A 20,256-nucleotide genomic window follows, 5' to 3' on the forward strand; every position below is an offset into this window, starting at 1 on the left:
CAATGCTTGAGGCAATTTCATCCACGGCGATCTCCGCCGGTCAGGCGGCGAGCCGCGCGACCGAGACGCAGGCCATCTCGCCGGCGGCGACGACCGCGATCCAGGCCGGTGACGATGTCGGCTTCGAATCGGTGATGAAGCAGGTGACGACGGACGCGATCGGAACTCTGAAGGCGGGCGAAGCGGCGTCGATCTCGGCGATGCAGGGCAAGGAATCGACGCGGCGCGTCGTGGAGGCGCTGATGTCGGCCGAACAGGCCTTGCAGACGGCGGTCGCGGTTCGCGACAAGGTCGTGCAGGCCTACCAAGAAGTCGTTCGGATGTCGATTTGATCTGAAGGAGTGACGATCGTGAAATCGCTCGCCATTGCGGCCACTGGCATGAACGCCCAGCAGACCAACATCGAGGTCATCGCCAACAACATCGCCAACATCAACTCGACGTCGTACAAGCGGGCGCGCGCGGAATTCACTGATCTGTTCTATCAGATGGACCGCATGCAGGGTGTCGCCAATGTCAACGGCTCCTCGCCGATTCCGGAGGGTGCCAATCTCGGCCTCGGCGTCAAGTCGGCGGCGATCCGCAAGCTGCACATCCAGGGCGCGCTGACGCAGACCGGCAATCCCTACGACCTCGCCATCAATGGCCGCGGCTGGTTTCAGGTGCTGGGCCCCAACAACGAGGTGCAATACACCCGCGCCGGCTCGTTCAATACCAATGCCAACGGCCAGCTCGTCACGATCGACGGCTATCTGCTGGACCCCGCGATCACGGTGCCGCAGGGAACGGTCGAGGTCACGGTCAACCAGACCGGACAGGTGTTCGCCAAGCTGGATACGGAAATAAATCCACGGCAGATCGGCCAGCTCAATCTGGCCAATTTCGCCAACGAGGCGGGGCTCGAGCCGCTGGGCAGCAATCTCTACCGCGAGACGACCGCGTCCGGTACGCCGGTCGTCGGGCTGCCGGGCGATTCCGGCTACGGCAAGATCAACCAGAAATATCTCGAAGCCTCGAACGTCGATCCCGTCAAGGAAATCACCGAGTTGATCTCGGCGCAGCGTGCCTACGAAATGAACGCCAAGGTCATCCAGGCCTCGGATGAAATGGCCTCGACTGTCTCGAAGGGCATGCGCTAGTTCGGGTGGCTCGATGTTGAACAGGGTGGGCCTGATCATGCGCGGGTTGGCCGCCGTGCTGCTGGTTCTCGCCTCGGCGCGCCTCGCGGCGGCCGAGGAGAAGCGGCTTCCCGTGCCGGCCGTCTCGATCCGCGCGGGCGAGCTGATCCGGGACGACATGATCACCGAGCGCGCCTTCGCGCCGAGCCTGCTCGGAGTCGCCATGTTCATCGAAGGACGTCAGGTCCTGATTGGTCGCATGGCGCGGCGCACGCTGCTGCCGGGCCAGCCGATCCCGACCAATTCGGTGGAAGATCCCTGGACGGTCGCCCGCGGCGCCATGGTCAAGGTCGTGGTGGAAGACAGCGGCCTGTCCATCGTCACCTACGGCTCGGCGATGCAATCGGGCGCGGCCGGCGCGCTCATCCCGGTGCGAAACACCGACACCGGCGTGATCATCAGGGGCATCGTCCAGCCGGACGGCACGGTCAAGGTCGTGGATGGGTCATGACCAGAGTCCTGCTTGCGCTCGTCCTCCTCCTCGCTACCGCCAGCGCTCAGGCCGCGGTCCGCATCAAGGATATCGCGGACATCAAGGGACTGCGCGAGAACCAGATCGTCGGCTATGGCCTCGTCATCGGCCTGAACGGCACCGGCGACACGCTCCGCAATGCTCCGTTCACGGAACAGTCCCTGCAATCGATGCTCGAGAACATGGGCATCAATGTCAGGAACGAGACCACGAGCACCAACAATCCGACGCGTCCGACGACGCTGCGCACGCGCAATGTCGCCGCCGTGATGGTGACCGCGGACCTGCCGCCCTCGATCGGTGCCGGCGAGCGGATGGACGTGACCGTGTCGTCGCTCGGCGATGCGACCTCGTTGCTTGGCGGCACGCTGGTGATGACGTCGCTGCGGGCGGCGGATGGTGCGGTCTATGCCGTTGCGCAGGGCGCGATCACGGTCGCCGGCTACAGCGTCGGCGGCCAGGCGCAGAACGTCAGTCAGGGCACGCCGACCGCGGGGCGCATTCCGAACGGCGCGCTGGTCGAGCGCGAAGTGCAGGGAAGCCTCCATGAAATGGAATTCCTGGTGCTGGAGCTCAAGAACCCGGACTTCGTCACCGCAACGCGCATTCTCGATGCTATCAACCGCTACGCCGGCGGCCGCTATCGCGCGCAGATCGCCTTCGAGCGCGACTATCGCACGATCGTGCTGTCGAAGCCGCGCAACATCGGCCCGGTCCGATTCCTGGCCGAAATCGGCGAGTTGACGGTCGAGCCGGACACGCCCGCGCGGGTGGTGATCAACGAACGCACCGGCACGGTGGTGATCGGGCGCGACGTACGGATATCGACCGTTGCCGTGACGCACGGCAATCTGACGGTGCGCGTCACCGAGCTTCCCGTGGTCTCGCAGCCGGCGCCGTTCTCGCGAGGTCAGACGGTGGTCGTTCCGCAGACCGTGGTCGAGGCCAACGAGGCCGGCGCGCAGGTGGCGATCCTGAGCGGCGTCGATCTCCAGCGCCTGGTACGCGGGCTGAATCAGATCGGCCTGAAACCATCAGGCATCATCGCCATCCTCCAGGCGATCAAGACGGCCGGCGCGCTCCAGGCCGATGTCATCGTGCAATGATGCACAAGCGTCGTGCAAGCTTGGTCGCTCAATGCTCTGGTCTCGACCGAGAATCGCACGCGGCCCGATGCTGAAGCTGGATCACAAAGCCAAACTCCTCCTCGTCGCGGTGTGGACGCTTGCGGGCGCTTCGCCCGTGCTGGCGCTGGACGAGGCGAAGCCGACGAAGCCGCTCAATCTGCTCTCCTTCGCGCGTGCCCGCGCGTCCGGACCGCAGAAGCCGGGCACGCCGGCCACCCCGATTCCGGGCGGAAGCGCCTCCGTCCGTGCGACGGCGTGGGCGGCGGAGGATTCAGGCCCGGCCATCACCGGCGCAGTGCCGGCTTCCGAGACGCCGGCGCCGGCACCTGTACGTGCAGCCAAACCCGGCAGCGTCACGGCGCCGCCGAAGCCCACACCTCCACAGGCCGCCGTATCCGCCGACAATGACGTCGCGCTGTTCTGCAGCAACGTGGCCGACCCCGCAGTCGATGCAAGGCTGGCCTGGCAGCTCAAGGAGCTGGAGAAGGCAGAGAACCTGCTCCGCGAACGGATCGCCGAGGTCGAGGCCAAGCGTGCCGAATACGAGAAGTGGATGGCGTTGCGAGATGACTTCCTGAAGAAGGCCGAAGCCAGCGTCGTCGAGATCTATTCGCGCATGAAGCCGGAGGCTGCGGCGACCCAGATTGCCGGCATGGCCGACGAGACCGCCGCCGCCGTGCTCGCCAAGCTCAGCCCGAGGAGCTCGAGCGCAATCTTCAACGAGATGGATACGGCCCGTGCGGCGCACCTTGCCGACCTGCTCGGCGGGATGCGCCGTGTGGATGACGGAAAGACCAAATAGATGAAGAAGCCGATCCTCATCCTCCAACTCGTACTGGCGTCCGTGTTCCTGGCCGGATGCTTCCATGATCCGGCCGAGGTTCTGACCGGCCCGCAAATGTCGCCGGTCGGCAGCGGCTTGAGGACCCAGGCCGATCCGATCCCGGTGACGCCGCGCATGCGCACGCCCGTCAGCTATCGATCGACCTGGGATGACGGCACCGATCTCTACCGCGATCCCCGCGCCCGGCGTACCGGCGACGTCGTGACGGTGATCATCTCGATGCAGGACAAGGCCAAGCTCGACAATAAGACCGGCCGCTCGCGCGATTCGCAGGTCAAGTTCGGGCTCGACTGGCTGATGGACGTCGCAGGATGGAGCGACAAGGGCCAGGCCAACGCCAATCTCAGCACCAACACCCAGATCAAGGGCAATGGCCAGATCGACCGCACCGAGGACATCAAGCTGTCCATCGCGGCCATCGTCACCGACGTGTTGCCGAACGGCAATATGATGATCAGCGGCTCGCAGGAATTCCGCGTCAACACCGAGATGCGCGTGCTCAATGTCGGCGGCATCGTGCGTCCGCGCGACATCTCGCGGGCCAACACGATCTCCTACGACAAGATCGCCGAGGCGCGCGTGTCCTATGGTGGCCGTGGAAATCTGTCTGACGTGCAGCAGCCTGGATGGGGACACCGGATCTATGACGCCGTGGCACCATTCTGAGATCCGCACCGGCCGAGCCGCGTCGCGAGGGCAGGGGACGTGATGCGCCTGATTGCGGCCATTGTCGTGCTGACCCTTGTCGCGATCGGTGCGGGCGCCCTTGCCGGCCTGCATCTGTTTGCGGCCGCTGAGCGCGTGGCCGACGCGAAGAAGAGCGCCACGCCGCCACCGATTGCTTCGAGCTACGCCGGCAGCGCGCGGCTTCGAAAACTGTCCCCGATCGTGACCAATCTCGCTGCACCGGCCAACAACTGGGCCCGCGTCGAGGCCTCCATGGTGACCGAGAGCATGAGCGACGAGGATGCCGGCATCCTGGCCGCCCACATCAGCGAGGACATCATCACCTATCTGCGGTCGGCGTCGGTTGGCCAGTTCGAGGGATCGCGCGGGCTCCAGCACCTGCGCGACGACCTGACCGAGCGCGCCAATATCCGCTCGTCGGGCAAGGTCCGCGAATTGATCATTGAGACGTTGGTGATCCAGTGAGAGTAAGAGTCCTGCTACTCGCGTTGATCCTGGTCGTGCTGCCCGAAGTGGCGCTGGCCCAGATTCCGGACCTCAACTCGCTGCTGCCGCCCGGCAACGGCTCGACCAGCGGCCGTATCATCCAGCTGATGGCGCTGATCACGGTGCTGTCGGTGGCGCCGGGATTGCTCATCATGGTGACGAGCTTCACGCGATTTGCGGTGGCGCTGTCGTTCCTGCGCGCCGGTCTCGGCCTCCAGACCACGCCGGCCAACCTGGTGCTGATCAGCCTCGCGCTGTTCATGACCTTCTACGTGATGGCGCCGACATTCGACCGCGCCTGGGAGACCGGCGTCCAGCCGCTGATGAAGAACGAGATCTCGGAGGAAGAGGCCTACCTGAAGATCACCGATCCCTTCCGCGAGTTCATGCTGGCCCACGTTCGCGACAAGGATCTCCAGACCTTCGAGGCGCTCGCTGCGGAAAGCTTTCGCAAGAAGTTCGACGACAAGCGCATCGACATGCGCGTCATCATTCCGGCCTTCATGATCTCCGAACTCAGGCGTTCGTTCGAGATCGGATTCCTCATCATCCTGCCGTTCCTCGTCATCGACATGATCGTGGCGACGCTGACCATGTCGATGGGCATGATGATGATGCCGCCGACGATCCTCGCGCTGCCGTTCAAGATGCTGTTCTTCGTGCTGATCGACGGCTGGAACCTGCTCGCCTCCGGACTGGTGCGGTCGTTCTCCTGAAAGAGCGCGGCTCGGACCGCGTCATCATGGTTAGCGGATGGTAACTACGATACCGCCGCTACAGCGATGATATTCAAGGCGATTTTAATCCGGCGGCAAGATTCGGTGTGCTAGCAAGGCGTCACGGCGGGTTGGACCCCACCCACATCAGTCCAAAGGCATGATGCCGCCCCTCCGTACCGGTGAAAACCCGGTATGTCCCAAAGTGAAAATGTAACGCGTACATAAAGGGACATTCGCAATGTCAAGCCTGCTCACGAACTCGTCCGCCATGACCGCGCTCCAGACCCTGCGGTCTGTCAGCTCGCAACTCTCCACCACGCAGACCCGGATCTCCACCGGCCAGCGCGTGGCAACCGCCTCCGACAACGCCGCCTACTGGTCGATCGCGACCTCGATGCGCGCCGACAACGCCGCGCTCTCCGCCGTCTCCGACTCGCTCGGTCTGTCGGCCGCGACGGTCGACACCGAATATACCGCTCTGAACAAGGTTCTCGGTGACAGCAACTCGGGCCTGACCAAGCTCCAGTCGCTGCTGGTCGAAGCCAAGACCGCCGGTATCGATCGCAGCAAGATTCAGTCGGAAATCACCCAGATCCAGCAGGACATGAAGAACGTGGCCAGCGCGGCCACGTTCAACGGCGTCAACTGGCTGAGCACCACGGCCACCACGCCGGCGACCGTCAATCTCGTGTCGTCGTTCTCGCGCGTCGCCTCCACGCCGACCACCGGCTCGATCACCGTCACGGTCGCCAACTACTCGCTCTACACCTCGACCACGAGCGGCATCTTGGACACGGTGAGCGGTACTGCGTCGGTCGACACCATCAACATCGGTGCACTGACCGACTCGGCGGCTGACCAGACCACGCTCGATGGCTACATCGCGCAGGTCACCGCGGCGATCGGCACGGTCTCCTCGGGTGCCGCCAACCTCGGCGCCATCAAGAACCGCATCTCGAACAACTCGGAGTTCGTGAAGTCGCTGATGGACTCGGTTGATCGCGGTATCGGCCAGCTCGTCGACGCCGACATGAACCAGGAGTCCACCCGCCTGGCGGCCCTCCAGGTCCAGCAGCAGCTCGGCGTTCAGGCGCTCTCGATCGCCAACAACAACAGCCAGAGCATCCTGTCGCTGTTCCGCTAAGCGTCAAGACAGTCCGGGGAGGGCCGCGCTTCTCGTGAAGCGCGGCCCTTTCGTTTGGTGCGATGTCGCGCGCGCCATGATGCCGGTTTACCTGTTGCGGTCCGATCACAGGGCCACAAGCCTCGCACAAGCTTCGCTGGCTAGTCTCGCCGCTACGACGGGTTGGGTTCACGCGCATTTCCGCATCCCAAAGGCATGATGCCGCCCTGTCGTACCGGTGCAAGCCCGGTATGTCCCCAAAATCCAATCTGCTTTCAAAGGGACATCAAAGATGGCTTCCAGCCTGCTTACCAACTCCGCTGCAATGACTGCGCTCCAGACCCTCCGGAATGTCAGCGCCAGCCTGCAGACGACCGAAAACCGGATCTCGACCGGCCAGCGCGTCGCGACCGCTTCGGACAACTCGGCCTATTGGTCGATCGCGACCTCGATGCGCGCCGACAACGCCGCGCTCTCCGCCGTGTCGGACTCGCTCGGTCTGTCGGCTGCGACCGTCGACACCGAATACACCGCTCTGAACAAGGTCATCGGCGACAGCAACTCCGGTCTCACCAAGCTCCAGGCGCTGCTGGTCGAAGCCAAGACCGCCGGCATCGACCGCACCAAGATCCAGGCCGAAATCACCCAGATCCAGCAGGACATGAAGAACGTCGCCAACGCGGCGACGTTCAACGGCGTGAACTGGCTGAGCACCACCGCTACCACCCCGGCGACGGTGAACCTGGTGTCGTCGTTCTCGCGGGTCGGCGGCACGCCCACGATCAACACCATCACGGTGACGGTTGCCAACTACTCGCTCTACACCTCGGCCACGGCCGGCATCCTGGACACGGTGAGCGGCACTGCATCGGTCGACACGATCAGCATCGCTGCGCTGACCGACTCGGCGACCGACCAGACCACGCTCGACGGCTACATCGCGCAGGTCACCGCCGCGATCAACACCGTCAGCCAGTCCGCCGCGAACCTCGGCGCCATCAAGAACCGCATCTCGAACAACACGGAGTTCGTGAAGTCGCTGATGGACTCGGTTGATCGCGGTATCGGCCAGCTCGTCGACGCCGACATGAACGCGGAATCGACCCGCCTTCAGGCGCTCCAGACCCAGCAGCAGCTCGGCGTTCAGGCGCTCTCGATCGCCAACCAGAACAGCCAGAGCATCCTGTCGCTGTTCCGCAGCTAAGCGGCGTTTTCGAAAACGACCGTGCTCCCCGCGGAGCACGGTCCCCGCCGAGATCGGCGGACGTGACGGCACAAGACGTGCCCGAAATCGACCTTCCGACGTCAGATTTCATGCGACATGTCGCGGCTGCTCGGGCGGCAATGCGTCCGGCCGTCCGTTGCCGATGTCGATTGCGCTACCGAATTTGTAAGATTGCAACGCCTCGCCAGCGAACCGGCACATTCGCGTCCGCGCGCAACCTTCAGACAAGGTTGGCAGCGGAGTGTCTCATACGTTCGCATTGCTACGAGGTCATATGCTGCTCAGTCGTGCGCAGGTACAGCAACTGCTCAACAATCTGCTGGAGCTTGGGCCACGACGCCTGATGGCCTTGGGGCTGATCGGCTTTGCCGTTCTCGTCACCGTCGTCGGCGGTGCCTACTATCTGAGCCGGCCTGAATTCGAGACGCTCTATACTGGCCTCACCCGCGAAGACGTGACGCGCATGGGCGCCGCGCTGCGCGAGCAGAACATCGCCTTCGACGTCAATACGGCCGGAGACGCCGTCTCGGTGCGCCCGAGCCAGACCATGCAGGCGCGGATGCTGCTTGCCGAGAAGGGCCTGCCGACCAGCGCCAATTCCGGCTACGAGCTGTTCGACAAGATCGGCTCGCTCGGCCTGACCTCGTTCATGCAGGAGGTCACCAAGCTGCGGGCGCTGGAAGGCGAGATTGCGCGCACGGTGCAGCTGATGAAGGGCGTGAAGGCCGCGCGCGTGCATATCGTCATGCCCGTACGCGGCTCGTTCCGCGCGACGCAGCAGCCGCCCTCGGCATCGGTCGTGCTGCGCACCGACGGCGCGATCGAGGCGCGCACGGCGCAATCGATCCGTCATCTCGTCGCCGCCGCCATTCCCGGCATGAGCCGCGACAAGGTGACGGTGCTGGACGCCGACGGCTCCATGCTGCTCGCCGAAGAGGATGAGGCCAGCGCCGCGCCGACCAAGATGGCAAGCCTCCAGAAGACCGTTGGCGGCATGGTGCAGGAGAACATCCGCAAGGCGCTGACGCCTTATCTGGGTCTCGACAATTTCGAGGTGAGCGTCGCACCGCAGCTCTCCACCGATAAGCGGCAGATCAATGAAACCGTCTACGATCCCGAGAGCCGCGCCGAGCGTTCGGTGCGGAACGTGCGCGAGAAGGAGTCTTCGCAGAACGCGGACCGGTCGACGCCGACCACGGTGCAGCAGAACCTCCCCGATCAGCAGGTGAACGCCGGCGGCAGCAAGAACTCCAGCGAGGACAAGACCCGCCGCGAGGACGTCACCAATTTCGAGGTGTCGTCCAAGACCACGACGACGGTGAGCGACGGCTATTCGGTCAAGAAGCTCTTCATCGCGGTCCTGGTCAACCGCGCGCGCCTTGTCGCCGATCTCGGCGACAAGAGCAACCAGGCCATCATCGACAGCAAGCTCGCCGAGATCAGCCAGCTCGCGGCCACCGCCGGCGGACTGGACAAGCAGCGCGGCGACCAGATCCAGGTGACGGCCGTCGACTTCATTGAGGGCTCGCGCGAGCTGGCGCCGGTGCCGCCGATCAGTTTCGTCGAGATGATCAACAAGCAGCTTGGCAGCGTCATCAACGCGGTGACCATCCTCGCCGTTGCCTCGATGCTGGTCTGGTTCGGGCTTCGGCCGGCGGTCAACGGTATTCTCACCCATCGCGCCGAACAGGAGCAGACCGAGGCAGCGGAGGCTGCCGCCCTCGAGGCCGCGGCCCTGGCGTTGCCTGACAGCGAGGAGGCCGAGCTCAACCTCGTCGAAGATCTCGAAGGCAAGATGCAGCGAACGCCGCAAAAGCGGCTGGAGCAGATCGTCCGGCTCGATCAGATGCAGGCGGCCGCGATCCTTAAAGACTGGATGCGACGCGAGGAGGCGGCATGAACGCAGCAATCGGAAAGCTCCTGACGCAGTTCGATGCGAACGGCCGGGCCAAATCGCCGCCGCCTCCGCCGCCGAAGATCCAGGACGTGCTGACAAGGCCGAGGGAGGTTCGGCGCGAGCCGCAACCTCAGCCTCAGCCGCAACCACAGCCCCATTCGCAGCAGCAGCTTCAGCCGCCGTCCCCGGCAGCGGAAGCTCCGCCGGTCAACCTTCTCGACGATGCCTATCGTCGCGGCCATGCGGCCGGCGTCGCGGAAGGCGAGGCCAGGCTTGCGGAGGAACGCGTCCGCAGCGCGATCCGGCTCGGCGAGGAGCGGGCCAAGTGGTCCGACCAGCAGGCGGCCACCATCGTCAACGGCTTCGAGACGGCTTGCCGCGAGATCGAGACCAATATCGCGAGCTCGGTTGCGCGGATATTGCTGCCGTTCCTCACGGAGGCGGTCCGCGACAAGGCGATCGAGTCGCTGGTCGAGCAGATCGCGGCGTTGACCGGCAATTCGCCGGTGCCGGTGTTCAAGGTCACCGGCCCGAGCGAGTTGCTGGACCTGGTGAAGGCGCAGCTCGAGAAGGCCCGGCGGACCGGCATCGCTTATGAGGCCGCCGACACCTTCGAGGTCCGCGTCGTCGCCGACCAGACCGTGATCGAGACCCAGATTTCGGCCTGGAGCGAACGCCTCAAGGAGGCGCGCCGGTAGTCCGCCATGAATGAGGTCAAACCAGAGCTCGTGATCATCCGCCGGCGCAGCGCCTTCGACGACGAGAAGCCGCACGGTGGCGTCTGGAAGATCGCCTATGCGGACTTCATGACCGCGATGATGGCGTTCTTCCTGGTCATGTGGCTGCTCAATGCACTCAACCAGGACCAGAAGCAGGTGGTCGCGAGCTATTTCAATCCGATCAAGCTCGCGGAGAATGCACCTGCTCCGAAGGGTCTGAAGGACCTCTCCAGGAAGGAGCCGTCGTCATTCGAAGGCCAGGACGGCAGGCGTAAGCCGGCGGGGCCGAACGAAGAACGTCGCGGCGACTCGCCGACGGCGGAGAAGCCGCCCTTCTACGAAGAGAAGGTCCTGTTCCGCGATCCCTATGCGACGCTTGCCGAGATCGCCAACAGTGCGAACCAGGCTTCGGGCCAGCGGCGCGCCGGCGCCCTGACATCGGCCGAAGAGGACGGCCTCAAGGGCGGCGACGCTTACCGCGATCCCTTCGATCCCGGCTATTGGAAGCTGGCGCCGCAGGTGTCGAAGGACGCGGATCGCATCATCGAGAGCGAGCCGAAGCCGAATGCCTCCGCGCGCGATGCGTCCGGCACGGGTCAGAGCGAACCGCAGGCGCGCCGCGCCAAGGTGGATGATGCGGGCGGAAGCGTGGCGCCGAACGCGGATAGCCCGTCCGCAAGCCTCTCGCCCCTGTTGCCGCCCGGGCCTGCGCCGTCGCAATCCTCCCGCGAGGGCAGCGCCCAAGCGACCGCTCAGGCCAATGCCGCCGCGCAGGCGCGGCCCAATGATACGACGAAGGACAACGAGCCGCGCGATGCGGCGCAAACGCAGCAGCCAACCGTCAAGCAGCTTCAGCCTGCGATCGCGGACGCGCTGTCGGACGTCAAGGCCGGCGCGGGACCGGCGGCCGAGGTTCGTCAGGTCGAGGAAGGCCTTCTGATCAGCCTGACCGACGATGCGAGCTTCGGCATGTTCGCGGTCGGCTCGGCGGAGCCGCGGCCCGAGCTCGTTCGCGTCATCGACAAGATCGGCCCGCTGCTGACGAAGCGGCCTGGCATGATCATCGTCCGCGGTCACACCGACAATCGGCCGTACAAGTCGGAGACTTACGACAATTGGCGGCTGTCGACCGCCCGTGCGCAGATGGCCTATTACATGCTGGTCCGCTCCGGCGTCGATGCGCAGCGGATCGAGCATGTCGAAGGTTACGCCGACCGGCGGCCGAAACTGCCGAACGATCCGGCGGCCGCGCAGAATCGCCGGATCGAGATCCTGATCCGGGAGAAGCGCCCTTGATCCGGCCGCTCCTCCGCACCGTCTTGCTGCTGCTGCCGTTCACGATGGCAGGCGCATTGGCCGAGCCTGCGCCAGCCCCGGTATCGACAGCGGCGGAGCCGTATGAACTCGTGCGCGCATTGCAGGCTGTGCAGGATGGCATCGCCAATGGTGACACCGCGGCGCATGGCAGCCACATCGCGTTGATCCGGCAGGTCGGCGAGAAATTTCTCGCCGCCGACGCGGGCGTGTGGAGCAATGCGCGGAACGGCCAGGCCGTCGTCATCTATCTGCTTAGCGGCGGCGCGCCGCAGGTGGTCCGCAAGCTGCCGCGCGACAAGCTGAACGTCGACGAGCGACTGTTCGATGGTGCGCTGGCCTATGTCGAGGGCCGCCAGGACGAAGCGCGCGAGCTGCTCAAGGACGTCAAGCCGCGCACGCTTCCGTCGGGTCTGGGCGGGCAGGTCGCGCTGGTTCAGGGCGCGCTGTTCGCACGTGCCGAGGCCTCGCTCGCGATCGAGCGCCTCGACGACGCGCGCCTGCTCCTGCCCGGTACGCTCGTAGAGGAGGCGGCGCTGCGGCGCGAGATCCTGCTGGTTGGGCAGGCCGAGGAATTCGACAAGTTCGAGTTCCTGACGCTGGCCTATATCCGCCATTACCGCAACTCGATCTATGCCGGCGATTTCTGGCAGCGCTTCTCCACGGGCCTGACGCAATCAAGCCTCGCGCTCGACGAGCGCCGCTTTGCGCGGATCACAACCCTGCTGGAGCAGATCGATCGCGCGAGCCGCCTCAAGCTCTATCTCGTGATCGCGCGCGCGGCGATGGTGCGCGGACAGCTGGCCGTGACCCGGCTCGCCGGCGAGCGTGCGCTGACGCTCAGCGCCGATGCGTCAGCGGATCGCGAGCGTGCGCATTTCTTCCGTGGCGCCTCGCGGACGCTCACCGACGAGTATGATGGCGGTCTCGCCGAGCTGAAGGCACTCGACCGCTCGAAGCTGCCCGAGCGCGACGTTCCCCTTCTGAATGCGACGGTGCAGCTCGTGCTCGACGTCCGCAAGCCGTTCGCCGGCGGATCCGCGGCCGCAGGCGACAAGCCTCCAGCAACGCCGGCGCGCCTCGACCTCGCGTCATCGACCGCGACCATCGCGCGTGCGCGGAAGCAGCTCGGCGAACTTGAACTCCTCACCAGGGATCGCCGTCCATGACCAAGCTCAGCGGAACCTCCGGACAGCCATTCTCGGGCCTCGCCGAAAGCCTCAACATGCGCAGCACGTCGCGCGCCGGCAAGAGCGCAGGGGCGAAATCGTCGGCAAACTCGTCGTTCAACGATCTGCTCCACACCGTCTCCAAGCTCGCCAAGCGCGCGCTCGACGATCAGGGCAGCGACACGAGCGCGAAGGCCGGAGCACTGCGCTCGCGTCTGACGCACCCAATCGGAAAAGACACGGCGAATGACGAGGCGACGTCCGACCGCATCTCAGCGGCTGACGAGCCCAAGTCCAGTCACAAGGCCGGCGACCGGAAGACGGGCGAATCGTCGGAGACGGAAGATCTGGTCGACCCGACCGCAAAGCCGGACGTTTCGAATGGGCCGGGCATCCCCGCGATCGTCGGACAGGAGCTCGCCGCCGTGCCGGCCGCGAAGCCGCAGCCGGCGGCGGTTGACAAGCAAGACGCGACCGCACGCGACGAGCGCATGTCCACGAAGCGTGAGGTTCAGGCCGCCGGCACGGCGAAGATCGCTACAACCGAGTCCGCGCCGTCCGCTCTCGCTTCGGCTGGCACGCGTTCTCAGGACGTAGCGCCCCCGGCCGCACAGCAAGGCAGCGAGACATCGCCAAAGGCAATGCCGGCGGCACCTGGCTTCGAGGCCGTCACGGCCAATGTGGAACGCGCCGTCAAAGCCTCGGCGCGGGATGCATTGCCCGAGACGACCAAGGTCACCATGGTGCAGCAGGAGACCCATCTGCCGCCGGCGCAGTTCAACGCGCCGCAACAGGTCGCCAACGCCGTCGTCGCCGAGCTGAAGGAATCCGCGACGACCTCTGCGACCGCCGATCCCGCAGCGTCCCAGACCAACGCGCCGGATCAGCCGCTCAAGATCCTGACCATCAATCTGGAGCCGCCGGCGCTCGGCAACGTCACCGTGCGCCTGCGTCTCGTCGGCGCCGAAGTGTCGGTCCACCTCGCGGCCGAACGCAAGGACACCAGCCAGATGCTGGACCAGCAGCGCGACTCGATCCGCGATCTCATGCAGTCGGCCGGTTATGTCGCTGACGTCGCGCCGGTCCAGCACGGCTCGCTGGATGGATTCCAGAGCGGCTCCGGCCAGTCGCAGTCGCAGCTTTCGAGCCAGCAGCAGCCGCCGTCGCAAGGCTCGTTCGGTGGCGCCAGCGCGTCGTCGGGGCAGTCCGACGGCGACGCGAAGCAGGCCCGGCAGGAGCGCCAGCCCAATCAGGAGACGCGTCATGACCAGGACGTGGCGCCGCAGATTCGTCGCGGCCCTGTTTATTTGTAATGCCGGCGCTGCGGAGGCGGCGGTCGACAGCGCGCGCCCCTGCGAGCGCGAGATGGCGCGTGCGGCCAGGCAGCACGGGATTCCGCTCGGCATTCTCTATGCGGTCGGCCTCACCGAGACCGGGCGGCGCGGCGCGCTCCATCCCTATGCGCTCGGCGCCGACGGTCAGACCGTGTTCGCCAAGGACATGAACGATGCGATCGCGAATTTCGAAACCATGCGAAGCAAGGGCATCAAGCTGATCGACCTCGGCTGCATGCAGATCAATCACTATTATCACGGCGACAAGTTCGCCTCGGTGCGCGCGATGTTCGATCCGGCCAAGAACGTCGAATATGCCGCGCTCTTCCTGAAAGAGTTGAAGCAGCGCGAGGGCAGCTGGACCATGGCGGTCGCCCGCTACAATGCAGGGCCCAACAATCAGCCGGCGCAGAAGCGCTACGTCTGTCACATCGTTGCCCATCTCGTCTCCAGCGGCTTTGGCGCGTGGACCGACAAGGCGCGCTCGTTCTGTCAGCCGAAGACGACCTGACGACATCAAGTTGTGCACGGTTCCCCACCATCAGCCCCGCGCAAGCAAGAACCCTCATTGTAACTTCAACCTACCACAGGAGCCCAATCCATGAGCCTCTACGGCGTTATGCGCACCGGCGTTTCCGGGATGAGCGCGCAATCCAACAAGCTGTCGACGGTCTCGGACAACATCGCGAACGTCAACACCACCGGTTACAAGCGGGCTTCGACCGAATTCTCCTCGCTGATCCTGAAGAGCGGCTCGGGCAATTACGACTCCGGCGCCGTCGAGACCACGGTCCGCTACGCCATCAGTGACGCGGGACATACACAGTTCACCACGTCGACCACTGACCTCTCCATCCAAGGCAACGGCTTCTTCGTGGTGTCGAACGCCAACAACACGCAGCAGTTCATGACGCGCGCTGGATCGTTCGTGCCGGACTCCCAGGGTAATCTGGTGAATGCGGCCGGTTATTACCTCTTGGGCAAGCCGGGCAAGGTGGACATCTCGCAAAATACCCTCGGCGGGTTGCAGATCGTGAACATCGCGCAGGTGTCGCAGCAACCCGTGGCGTCAACGGCGGGGACGCTGACGACCGGCAATCTGGATCCAAAAGCGGCTGTCATTGCTGGTCCTCCCGGTCCGGCCTCATATTCATCGAAGAGCTCGATCGTCGCTTACGACAATATCGGCCGAGCCGTCACGATCGACCTCTATATGTCCCACACCGCAACGGCCGCCGGCTCGGACACCTGGCAGATGCAGGCCTATGATTCTGCGACCGGTACGGCGCTCGGCGCCGCCACCACCTATACCTTCGATACGACAACGGCCGGGAAAGGCGCGCTGGCCGCCGCAAGTCCGACAACTCTCGCGATACCGGTCCTCGGCGGCGCGACCGTGACCCTCGATGTGTCGAATTTGACGCAAGCCGGCACGGATTTCAGCTTCAAGGCGACCGTCAACGGCAGCGTTCCGTCGGCCATCGACAAGGTCGACGTCGACGAGAATGGGTACGTGACAGCCATCCTCAAGAACGGCCAGCAGCTGTCGCTGTTCACGATCGCAATTGCGGACGTGGCGAGCCCCGACAATCTCACGCCGGAACCGGGCAATGTTTACTCCACCAATATGAACTCCGGGAACGCGGAGGTCACGAATGCCGGCAGAGCTGGGCTCGGCACCGTCCAGTCCGGCTCGCTCGAAGACTCCAACGTCGATCTCGCGGACGAGCTCACCGGGATGATCGAGGCGCAGCGCGGCTTCACCGCGAACTCGAAATCGTTCCAGACCGGCGCCGACCTGCTCGACGTCGTCGTCAACCTGAAGCGCTGAATCCTCGACCGCTCATCCCGGGCAAGAGCAAATCATGTCCCTTACCGCCGCTCTCGACTCCGCTCGCGCTTCGCTCATGGCGTCGGGCATCCAGTCGTCGACGATCTCGCGCAACATCGCCGGTGCCAGCACGGCCGGCTATTCGCGCAAGATCGCCGTGCTGGATAATCTTCCCAATGCCGGTGTTTATGTCGCGGCGATCCAGCGAGCCGCCAGCGGCGGCCTTTTCACCAACGTCCTGACCGCGACGTCGGCGTCCGCCAAGCAGAGCGCGATCTATGACGGTCTCCAGAAGATCGCGACCTCGACGGTGGACGATCCCGAGCTCGAGCAGTCGCCGACCGCCCAGCTCACCAAGCTGAAGCAGGCGCTCCAGCAATACGCGAACTCGACGGACAACGCGACGTTGGCGCAGGCCGCGGTGACCTCCGCCAAGGACATGGCGACCGCGCTCAACCAGGCCACCAAGACCGTGCAATCGGTCCGCGAAGGCGCGGACGCCGACATGGCGACGTCGGTCGCCAATATCAATCAGCTCCTCACCCAGTTCGACAAGGTCAACACCGCGATCGTGAGGGGGACGATCTCCGGTGACGACGTCACCGACTACCTCGACCAGCGCGACAGCATCGTCTCGAAGCTGTCGCAGGAGGTCGGCGTCTCGATGTCGCTCCGCGCCAACGGTGATGCGGCGCTCTACACCGACAGCGGCGTCGTGCTGTTCGACAAGACGGCGCGAACGGTGAGCTTCACGGCGACCAACGTCTATACGCCGGGCACCACGGGCAATGCGGTCTATATCGACGGCGTCCCGGTCACCGGTGCCAATTCCGTGATGCCGCTCAAGACAGGCAAGCTCGCGGGGCTCGCCGAATTGCGCGACAACGCCACGGTCACGTATCAGAGCCAGCTTGACGAAATCGCGCGCGGTCTGATCGACGCCTTCAAGGAAGTCGACCAGTCCGGCGCCGCGCTGCCCGACGTGCCCGGCCTCTTCACCTATCCCGGCGCGCCCGCGATGCCCGCGAGCGCCACCATTTCGGTCGGTCTTGCCGGCACGATCAGTGTTGCCGCGTCGGTCGATCCGGCTTCGGGCGGCAACCCGAACCTGCTACGCGACGGCGCGATCAGCGGCAACGCCGCCTATAATTACAACACGACCGGCAATGCCGGCTTCTCGGCGCGGCTCCAGCAGCTCATCAACGAGATGGACGCGCCGCAGCCATTCGACGCCACGGCGCAGGGCAAGCCCAGCGGCAGCGTGATCGAATTCGCGTCCTCCTCGGCGAGCTGGATCGAAAGCCAGCGCAAGGCCGCGGACGACAGCGTCCAGTACCAGAACACGTTGCTCGACCGCAGCACCGCGGCGCTGTCCAACGTCAACGGCGTCAACATGGACGACGAGATGTCGCTGATGCTCCAGGTCGAGCGCACCTATTCGGCATCGTCGAAGATCATTTCCACCGTCGATGAGATGTTGCAGAGCCTGCTGGCTGCCGTGGGGAATTAAGTCATGATGAGCGCGAACTACATCTCGACCTTGATGCTGTCTTCGTCCTTGAGGTCATCGATCACCAACAATCAGAGCGCGCTGAGCAAGGCTTCGAAGGAGGCGACCACGGGTCGCTTCGCGGACGTCGGCCTCGAGCTCGGCACGGGCACGGGCCGCGACGTGAGCTTGCGCGCCGAATTCAACTTCGCCGACCAGCTCGTCGATACCAACGAGCTCGTCGCGGGTCGGCTTGACGTGACGCAGAACCGGATCACCCAGCTCGGCACGACTGCGTCGGACTTCCTCAAGAACCTGATCGCCGCCCGCGACGCCGACAGCGGTGCGCGGATCATCCTGCCGAGCGCATCCGCCAATCTCCAGGATCTCATCGGCGCGCTCAACGTCTCCTATAACGGCTCGTACCTGTTCGGCGGCATCAATACGCAGACCCAGCCGGTCACGAATTACACCGCCGGCTCGGCCAGCAAGAACCAGGTCGACGCGGACTTCCTCGCGAGCTTCGGCTTCGCGCAGTCCTCGGCCAGCGTGAGCACCATCACTCCGGCGCAGATGCAGAACTTTCTCGACAACACCCTCGACACCGAGTTCGCGAGCCCGGCCTGGAACACCAACTGGTCGTCGGCGACCGACCAGACGCTGTCGAGCCGCATCTCCACGACCGAGGTCGTCGACAGTTCCGTCAGCGCCAACCAGCCCGGCTTCCGCAAGCTGGCCGAGGCCTACACCATGCTCACCGATCTCGGAAACACGAGCCTGAGCAAGGATACGTTCCAGGTCGTCGTCGACAAGGCCATCAGCCTCGTCAGCGGTGCGATCAACGATCTCGCCGTGCTCGGGGGCACGGTCGGCTCGATCCAGCAACGCGTCACCGGCGCGACCGAGAAGCTGAAGATCCAGAAGGACATCCTCAACGACCAGATCGTCAAGATGGAGGCGGTCGACCCGACCGAGGCGTCGGTCCGGGTCAACACCTTGCAGACCCAGATCCAGACGGCGCTCGCGCTCACCTCGCAGCTCCAGAAGATCAGCCTCATCAACTATCTCTGAGCTAAAGTTCGCTGCTAAGGCTCGCAACCTTGTCTTGTTATTCGGTCTCCCGTGCAGAGTGGTTCTGATGACGTTTGAAGCCTATGAAGCGGTCGTCGACGAGAGTGGCCATGAGGCGCGGGGCCGCGAGCGGCAGGCGCTCAGCCTCGGCATCGACCGGCTCGAACGGATTCAGCGAGGCGGATTCCGCCTCGAGGATCTGGTCGAGAGCCTGCTCTATGTCCGGCGGCTGTGGACGATCTTCATCGAGGATCTCTCGCATCCGGAGAACGGACTGCCGGACAAGCTGCGGGCCGACATCATCTCGATCGGCCTGTGGGTCGTCAAGGAAGCCGACCGCCTTCGCGAAGAGAAATCGAACGACGTGATGCAGCTCATTGAAATCAACCGCCTGATCCGAGACGCTCTTTGATGAAGATCTCCTTGCGGGCGGGCGAACGGATCTACATCAACGGCGCGGTGCTGCGCGTGGACCGCAAGGTCTCCGTCGAGCTGGTCAACGACGTAATGTTCCTGCTCGAAGGGCAGGTCATGCAGGCGTCCGACGCCACCACGGCGATGCGGCAGCTTTATTTCATCGTGCAGCTCATGCTGATGAACCCGACCGACGTCCGGGATGCGTCGGCGCTCTACGTGCAGCATCACGCGGCTCTGCTTGCGGTGTGCGAGAACCGCGAGATGCTCGACGGACTTGCCGCGGTCGACGAGCTGGTCGAGACGACCCGATACTTCGAGGCGCTCAAGCGGATCCGGGCGCTGTTCCCGGTGGAGCAGGCGATCCTGGCCGGCGCCACCACCCATACCCCATTCGAGGCTGCCTGACAGCGGAGAAGCTAGATGAACGTCACCAGCGCGACCGACACGACCGGCAAGTCCTCCAGTTCGACCAGTTCCACCACGGCCACGTCGAGCAACAGCGTCGACTACAACACCTTCCTTCAGCTGCTCGTCGCCGAGATGAAGAACCAGGATCCGACCAATCCGATGGACACCTCGCAATATATGAGCCAGTTCGCGCAGCTCTCGACGGTCGAGCAGGCCATGCAGACCAATTCGAAGCTGGATGCGCTGCTGTCCTCACAGTCGTTGTCGCAGGCCAACGGGCTGATCGGAAAGACCGTCAGCTTCACCGACTCGACCGGCGCCAGCTTCAGCGGCAAGGTCGCTTCGGTTTCCATCAACAGCGACGGCTCCATCGCGACCCTCGAGAACGGCACGAAGGTTGCCGTCGGGCCCGGGCTCACCATCAGCCAATCATGAACGAGCGGGACGCCCTCGATATCGTCCAGGCCGCGATCTGGACCATCATCGTCGCCTCCGGGCCCGCGGTCGGTGCCGCAATGCTCGTCGGCACCGTCATTGCACTGATCCAGGCCCTGACCCAGATCCAGGAGGTGACGCTGACCTTCGTCCCGAAGATCATCGTCATTCTCCTGGTCGTCGCCGTCTCCGGCTCGTTCATCGGGGCGCATCTCTCCACCTTCACCGAGATGGTCTATTCGCGGATCGAGCACGGCTTCTGATCCCCGAGGCCACCACCCTCGCGTAAGCTTTGCACGGCAGATTACCGG

General features: G+C 64.7%; 23 protein-coding genes. All 23 read left to right on the plus strand.

The window, feature by feature from the left end:
- The first annotated feature begins 2 nt into the window (after positions 1-2).
- The 23 genes from fliE (at position 3) to fliQ (ending at position 20,208) form a co-directional block, all read left to right on the plus strand.
- Positions 3-332, plus strand: a complete 330-nt coding sequence (gene fliE / locus ACR9YP_RS13045) for a flagellar hook-basal body complex protein FliE (protein WP_370988438.1) — start codon at positions 3-5, stop codon at positions 330-332.
- 18 nt (positions 333-350) lie between these two features.
- A complete protein-coding gene (gene flgG, locus ACR9YP_RS13050) occupies positions 351-1,139 on the plus strand; it encodes a flagellar basal-body rod protein FlgG (RefSeq protein ID WP_128936243.1) in 789 nt (262 codons plus the stop codon).
- A 13-nt stretch (positions 1,140-1,152) separates the two neighbouring features.
- Complete coding sequence (flgA, locus tag ACR9YP_RS13055; RefSeq protein ID WP_164939203.1) at positions 1,153-1,629, plus strand: flagellar basal body P-ring formation chaperone FlgA; 477 nt, start codon at positions 1,153-1,155, stop codon at positions 1,627-1,629.
- Entirely contained in the window at positions 1,626-2,756 is a 1,131-nt protein-coding gene (gene flgI / locus ACR9YP_RS13060) for a flagellar basal body P-ring protein FlgI (protein WP_091879897.1), read from the plus strand. The genes flgA and flgI overlap by 4 nt, the downstream gene beginning before the upstream one ends.
- 67 nt (positions 2,757-2,823) lie before the next feature.
- Positions 2,824-3,579: a MotE family protein gene (locus ACR9YP_RS13065; protein WP_474220103.1), complete on the plus strand. Its 756-nt coding sequence runs from the start codon at positions 2,824-2,826 to the stop codon at positions 3,577-3,579.
- Positions 3,580-4,287 carry a flagellar basal body L-ring protein FlgH gene (gene flgH / locus ACR9YP_RS13070; RefSeq protein ID WP_438104809.1) on the plus strand — a complete coding sequence of 236 codons (708 nt, stop codon included), beginning with the start codon at positions 3,580-3,582 and terminating at the stop codon, positions 4,285-4,287.
- Between the two features lie 42 nt (positions 4,288-4,329).
- Positions 4,330-4,773 (plus strand): flagellar basal body-associated FliL family protein, encoded by a 444-nt coding sequence (locus ACR9YP_RS13075; RefSeq protein WP_164934357.1) that lies wholly within the window; start codon positions 4,330-4,332, stop codon positions 4,771-4,773.
- Positions 4,770-5,510 (plus strand): flagellar type III secretion system pore protein FliP, encoded by a 741-nt coding sequence (fliP, locus tag ACR9YP_RS13080; RefSeq protein WP_128937942.1) that lies wholly within the window; start codon positions 4,770-4,772, stop codon positions 5,508-5,510. The genes ACR9YP_RS13075 and fliP overlap by 4 nt, the downstream gene beginning before the upstream one ends.
- 241 nt (positions 5,511-5,751) lie before the next feature.
- Positions 5,752-6,657 carry a flagellin N-terminal helical domain-containing protein gene (locus tag ACR9YP_RS13085; protein ID WP_130215213.1) on the plus strand — a complete coding sequence of 302 codons (906 nt, stop codon included), beginning with the start codon at positions 5,752-5,754 and terminating at the stop codon, positions 6,655-6,657.
- A gap of 271 nt (positions 6,658-6,928) precedes the next feature.
- Entirely contained in the window at positions 6,929-7,840 is a 912-nt protein-coding gene (locus tag ACR9YP_RS13090) for a flagellin N-terminal helical domain-containing protein (protein WP_438104805.1), read from the plus strand.
- Positions 7,841-8,135: 295 nt separating this feature from the next.
- Positions 8,136-9,761: a flagellar basal-body MS-ring/collar protein FliF gene (fliF, locus tag ACR9YP_RS13095; RefSeq protein WP_249757923.1), complete on the plus strand. Its 1,626-nt coding sequence runs from the start codon at positions 8,136-8,138 to the stop codon at positions 9,759-9,761.
- Positions 9,758-10,456: a hypothetical protein gene (locus ACR9YP_RS13100; RefSeq protein WP_370988442.1), complete on the plus strand. Its 699-nt coding sequence runs from the start codon at positions 9,758-9,760 to the stop codon at positions 10,454-10,456. The genes fliF and ACR9YP_RS13100 overlap by 4 nt, the downstream gene beginning before the upstream one ends.
- Before the next feature lie 6 nt (positions 10,457-10,462).
- Positions 10,463-11,773 carry a MotB family protein gene (locus ACR9YP_RS13105; protein ID WP_474220106.1) on the plus strand — a complete coding sequence of 437 codons (1,311 nt, stop codon included), beginning with the start codon at positions 10,463-10,465 and terminating at the stop codon, positions 11,771-11,773.
- The gene (locus ACR9YP_RS13110; protein WP_474220107.1) at positions 11,770-12,960 is read left to right on the plus strand and encodes a chemotaxis protein; all 1,191 of its coding nucleotides are present in this window, start codon (positions 11,770-11,772) and stop codon (positions 12,958-12,960) included. The genes ACR9YP_RS13105 and ACR9YP_RS13110 overlap by 4 nt, the downstream gene beginning before the upstream one ends.
- Positions 12,957-14,273 (plus strand): flagellar hook-length control protein FliK, encoded by a 1,317-nt coding sequence (gene fliK / locus ACR9YP_RS13115; RefSeq protein WP_474220108.1) that lies wholly within the window; start codon positions 12,957-12,959, stop codon positions 14,271-14,273. The genes ACR9YP_RS13110 and fliK overlap by 4 nt, the downstream gene beginning before the upstream one ends.
- A complete protein-coding gene (locus ACR9YP_RS13120) occupies positions 14,224-14,805 on the plus strand; it encodes a transglycosylase SLT domain-containing protein (RefSeq protein ID WP_474220109.1) in 582 nt (193 codons plus the stop codon). The genes fliK and ACR9YP_RS13120 overlap by 50 nt, the downstream gene beginning before the upstream one ends.
- A gap of 90 nt (positions 14,806-14,895) precedes the next feature.
- Positions 14,896-16,125, plus strand: coding sequence for a flagellar hook protein FlgE (locus ACR9YP_RS13125; protein ID WP_249757918.1), 1,230 nt, complete (start codon positions 14,896-14,898; stop codon positions 16,123-16,125).
- Between the two features lie 34 nt (positions 16,126-16,159).
- Positions 16,160-17,635 carry a flagellar hook-associated protein FlgK gene (gene flgK / locus ACR9YP_RS13130; protein WP_438104795.1) on the plus strand — a complete coding sequence of 492 codons (1,476 nt, stop codon included), beginning with the start codon at positions 16,160-16,162 and terminating at the stop codon, positions 17,633-17,635.
- A gap of 3 nt (positions 17,636-17,638) precedes the next feature.
- Positions 17,639-18,685: a flagellar hook-associated family protein gene (locus ACR9YP_RS13135; protein WP_438104793.1), complete on the plus strand. Its 1,047-nt coding sequence runs from the start codon at positions 17,639-17,641 to the stop codon at positions 18,683-18,685.
- Positions 18,686-18,752: 67 nt separating this feature from the next.
- Entirely contained in the window at positions 18,753-19,097 is a 345-nt protein-coding gene (flaF, locus tag ACR9YP_RS13140; RefSeq protein ID WP_128956043.1) for a flagellar biosynthesis regulator FlaF, read from the plus strand.
- A complete protein-coding gene (flbT, locus tag ACR9YP_RS13145; RefSeq protein ID WP_474220110.1) occupies positions 19,097-19,507 on the plus strand; it encodes a flagellar biosynthesis repressor FlbT in 411 nt (136 codons plus the stop codon). Before flaF ends, flbT begins: the two co-directional genes overlap by 1 nt.
- Before the next feature lie 15 nt (positions 19,508-19,522).
- Complete coding sequence (flgD, locus tag ACR9YP_RS13150) at positions 19,523-19,945, plus strand: flagellar hook assembly protein FlgD (protein WP_438104791.1); 423 nt, start codon at positions 19,523-19,525, stop codon at positions 19,943-19,945.
- Positions 19,942-20,208: a flagellar biosynthesis protein FliQ gene (gene fliQ / locus ACR9YP_RS13155; protein WP_027572776.1), complete on the plus strand. Its 267-nt coding sequence runs from the start codon at positions 19,942-19,944 to the stop codon at positions 20,206-20,208. The genes flgD and fliQ overlap by 4 nt, the downstream gene beginning before the upstream one ends.
- Positions 20,209-20,256: the final 48 nt, after the last annotated feature.

Source organism: Bradyrhizobium sp. BR14999 (assembly GCF_056106085.1).

Excerpts from the sequence above, each read along its gene's own strand:
- fliE (WP_370988438.1), top strand. The coding sequence starts at position 3 with ATGCTTGAGGCAATTTCATCCACGGCGATCTCCGCCGGTCAGGCGGCG.
- flgA (WP_164939203.1), top strand. The coding sequence starts at position 1,153 with ATGTTGAACAGGGTGGGCCTGATCATGCGCGGGTTGGCCGCCGTGCTG.
- flgI (WP_091879897.1), top strand. The coding sequence starts at position 1,626 with ATGACCAGAGTCCTGCTTGCGCTCGTCCTCCTCCTCGCTACCGCCAGC.
- ACR9YP_RS13065 (WP_474220103.1), top strand. The coding sequence starts at position 2,824 with ATGCTGAAGCTGGATCACAAAGCCAAACTCCTCCTCGTCGCGGTGTGG.
- flgH (WP_438104809.1), top strand. The coding sequence starts at position 3,580 with ATGAAGAAGCCGATCCTCATCCTCCAACTCGTACTGGCGTCCGTGTTC.
- ACR9YP_RS13075 (WP_164934357.1), top strand. The coding sequence starts at position 4,330 with ATGCGCCTGATTGCGGCCATTGTCGTGCTGACCCTTGTCGCGATCGGT.
- ACR9YP_RS13085 (WP_130215213.1), top strand. The coding sequence starts at position 5,752 with ATGTCAAGCCTGCTCACGAACTCGTCCGCCATGACCGCGCTCCAGACC.
- ACR9YP_RS13090 (WP_438104805.1), top strand. The coding sequence starts at position 6,929 with ATGGCTTCCAGCCTGCTTACCAACTCCGCTGCAATGACTGCGCTCCAG.
- fliF (WP_249757923.1), top strand. The coding sequence starts at position 8,136 with ATGCTGCTCAGTCGTGCGCAGGTACAGCAACTGCTCAACAATCTGCTG.
- ACR9YP_RS13100 (WP_370988442.1), top strand. The coding sequence starts at position 9,758 with ATGAACGCAGCAATCGGAAAGCTCCTGACGCAGTTCGATGCGAACGGC.
- ACR9YP_RS13105 (WP_474220106.1), top strand. The coding sequence starts at position 10,463 with ATGAATGAGGTCAAACCAGAGCTCGTGATCATCCGCCGGCGCAGCGCC.
- fliK (WP_474220108.1), top strand. The coding sequence starts at position 12,957 with ATGACCAAGCTCAGCGGAACCTCCGGACAGCCATTCTCGGGCCTCGCC.
- ACR9YP_RS13120 (WP_474220109.1), top strand. The coding sequence starts at position 14,224 with ATGACCAGGACGTGGCGCCGCAGATTCGTCGCGGCCCTGTTTATTTGT.
- ACR9YP_RS13125 (WP_249757918.1), top strand. The coding sequence starts at position 14,896 with ATGAGCCTCTACGGCGTTATGCGCACCGGCGTTTCCGGGATGAGCGCG.
- flgK (WP_438104795.1), top strand. The coding sequence starts at position 16,160 with ATGTCCCTTACCGCCGCTCTCGACTCCGCTCGCGCTTCGCTCATGGCG.
- ACR9YP_RS13135 (WP_438104793.1), top strand. The coding sequence starts at position 17,639 with ATGATGAGCGCGAACTACATCTCGACCTTGATGCTGTCTTCGTCCTTG.
- flaF (WP_128956043.1), top strand. The coding sequence starts at position 18,753 with ATGACGTTTGAAGCCTATGAAGCGGTCGTCGACGAGAGTGGCCATGAG.
- flbT (WP_474220110.1), top strand. The coding sequence starts at position 19,097 with ATGAAGATCTCCTTGCGGGCGGGCGAACGGATCTACATCAACGGCGCG.
- flgD (WP_438104791.1), top strand. The coding sequence starts at position 19,523 with ATGAACGTCACCAGCGCGACCGACACGACCGGCAAGTCCTCCAGTTCG.
- fliQ (WP_027572776.1), top strand. The coding sequence starts at position 19,942 with ATGAACGAGCGGGACGCCCTCGATATCGTCCAGGCCGCGATCTGGACC.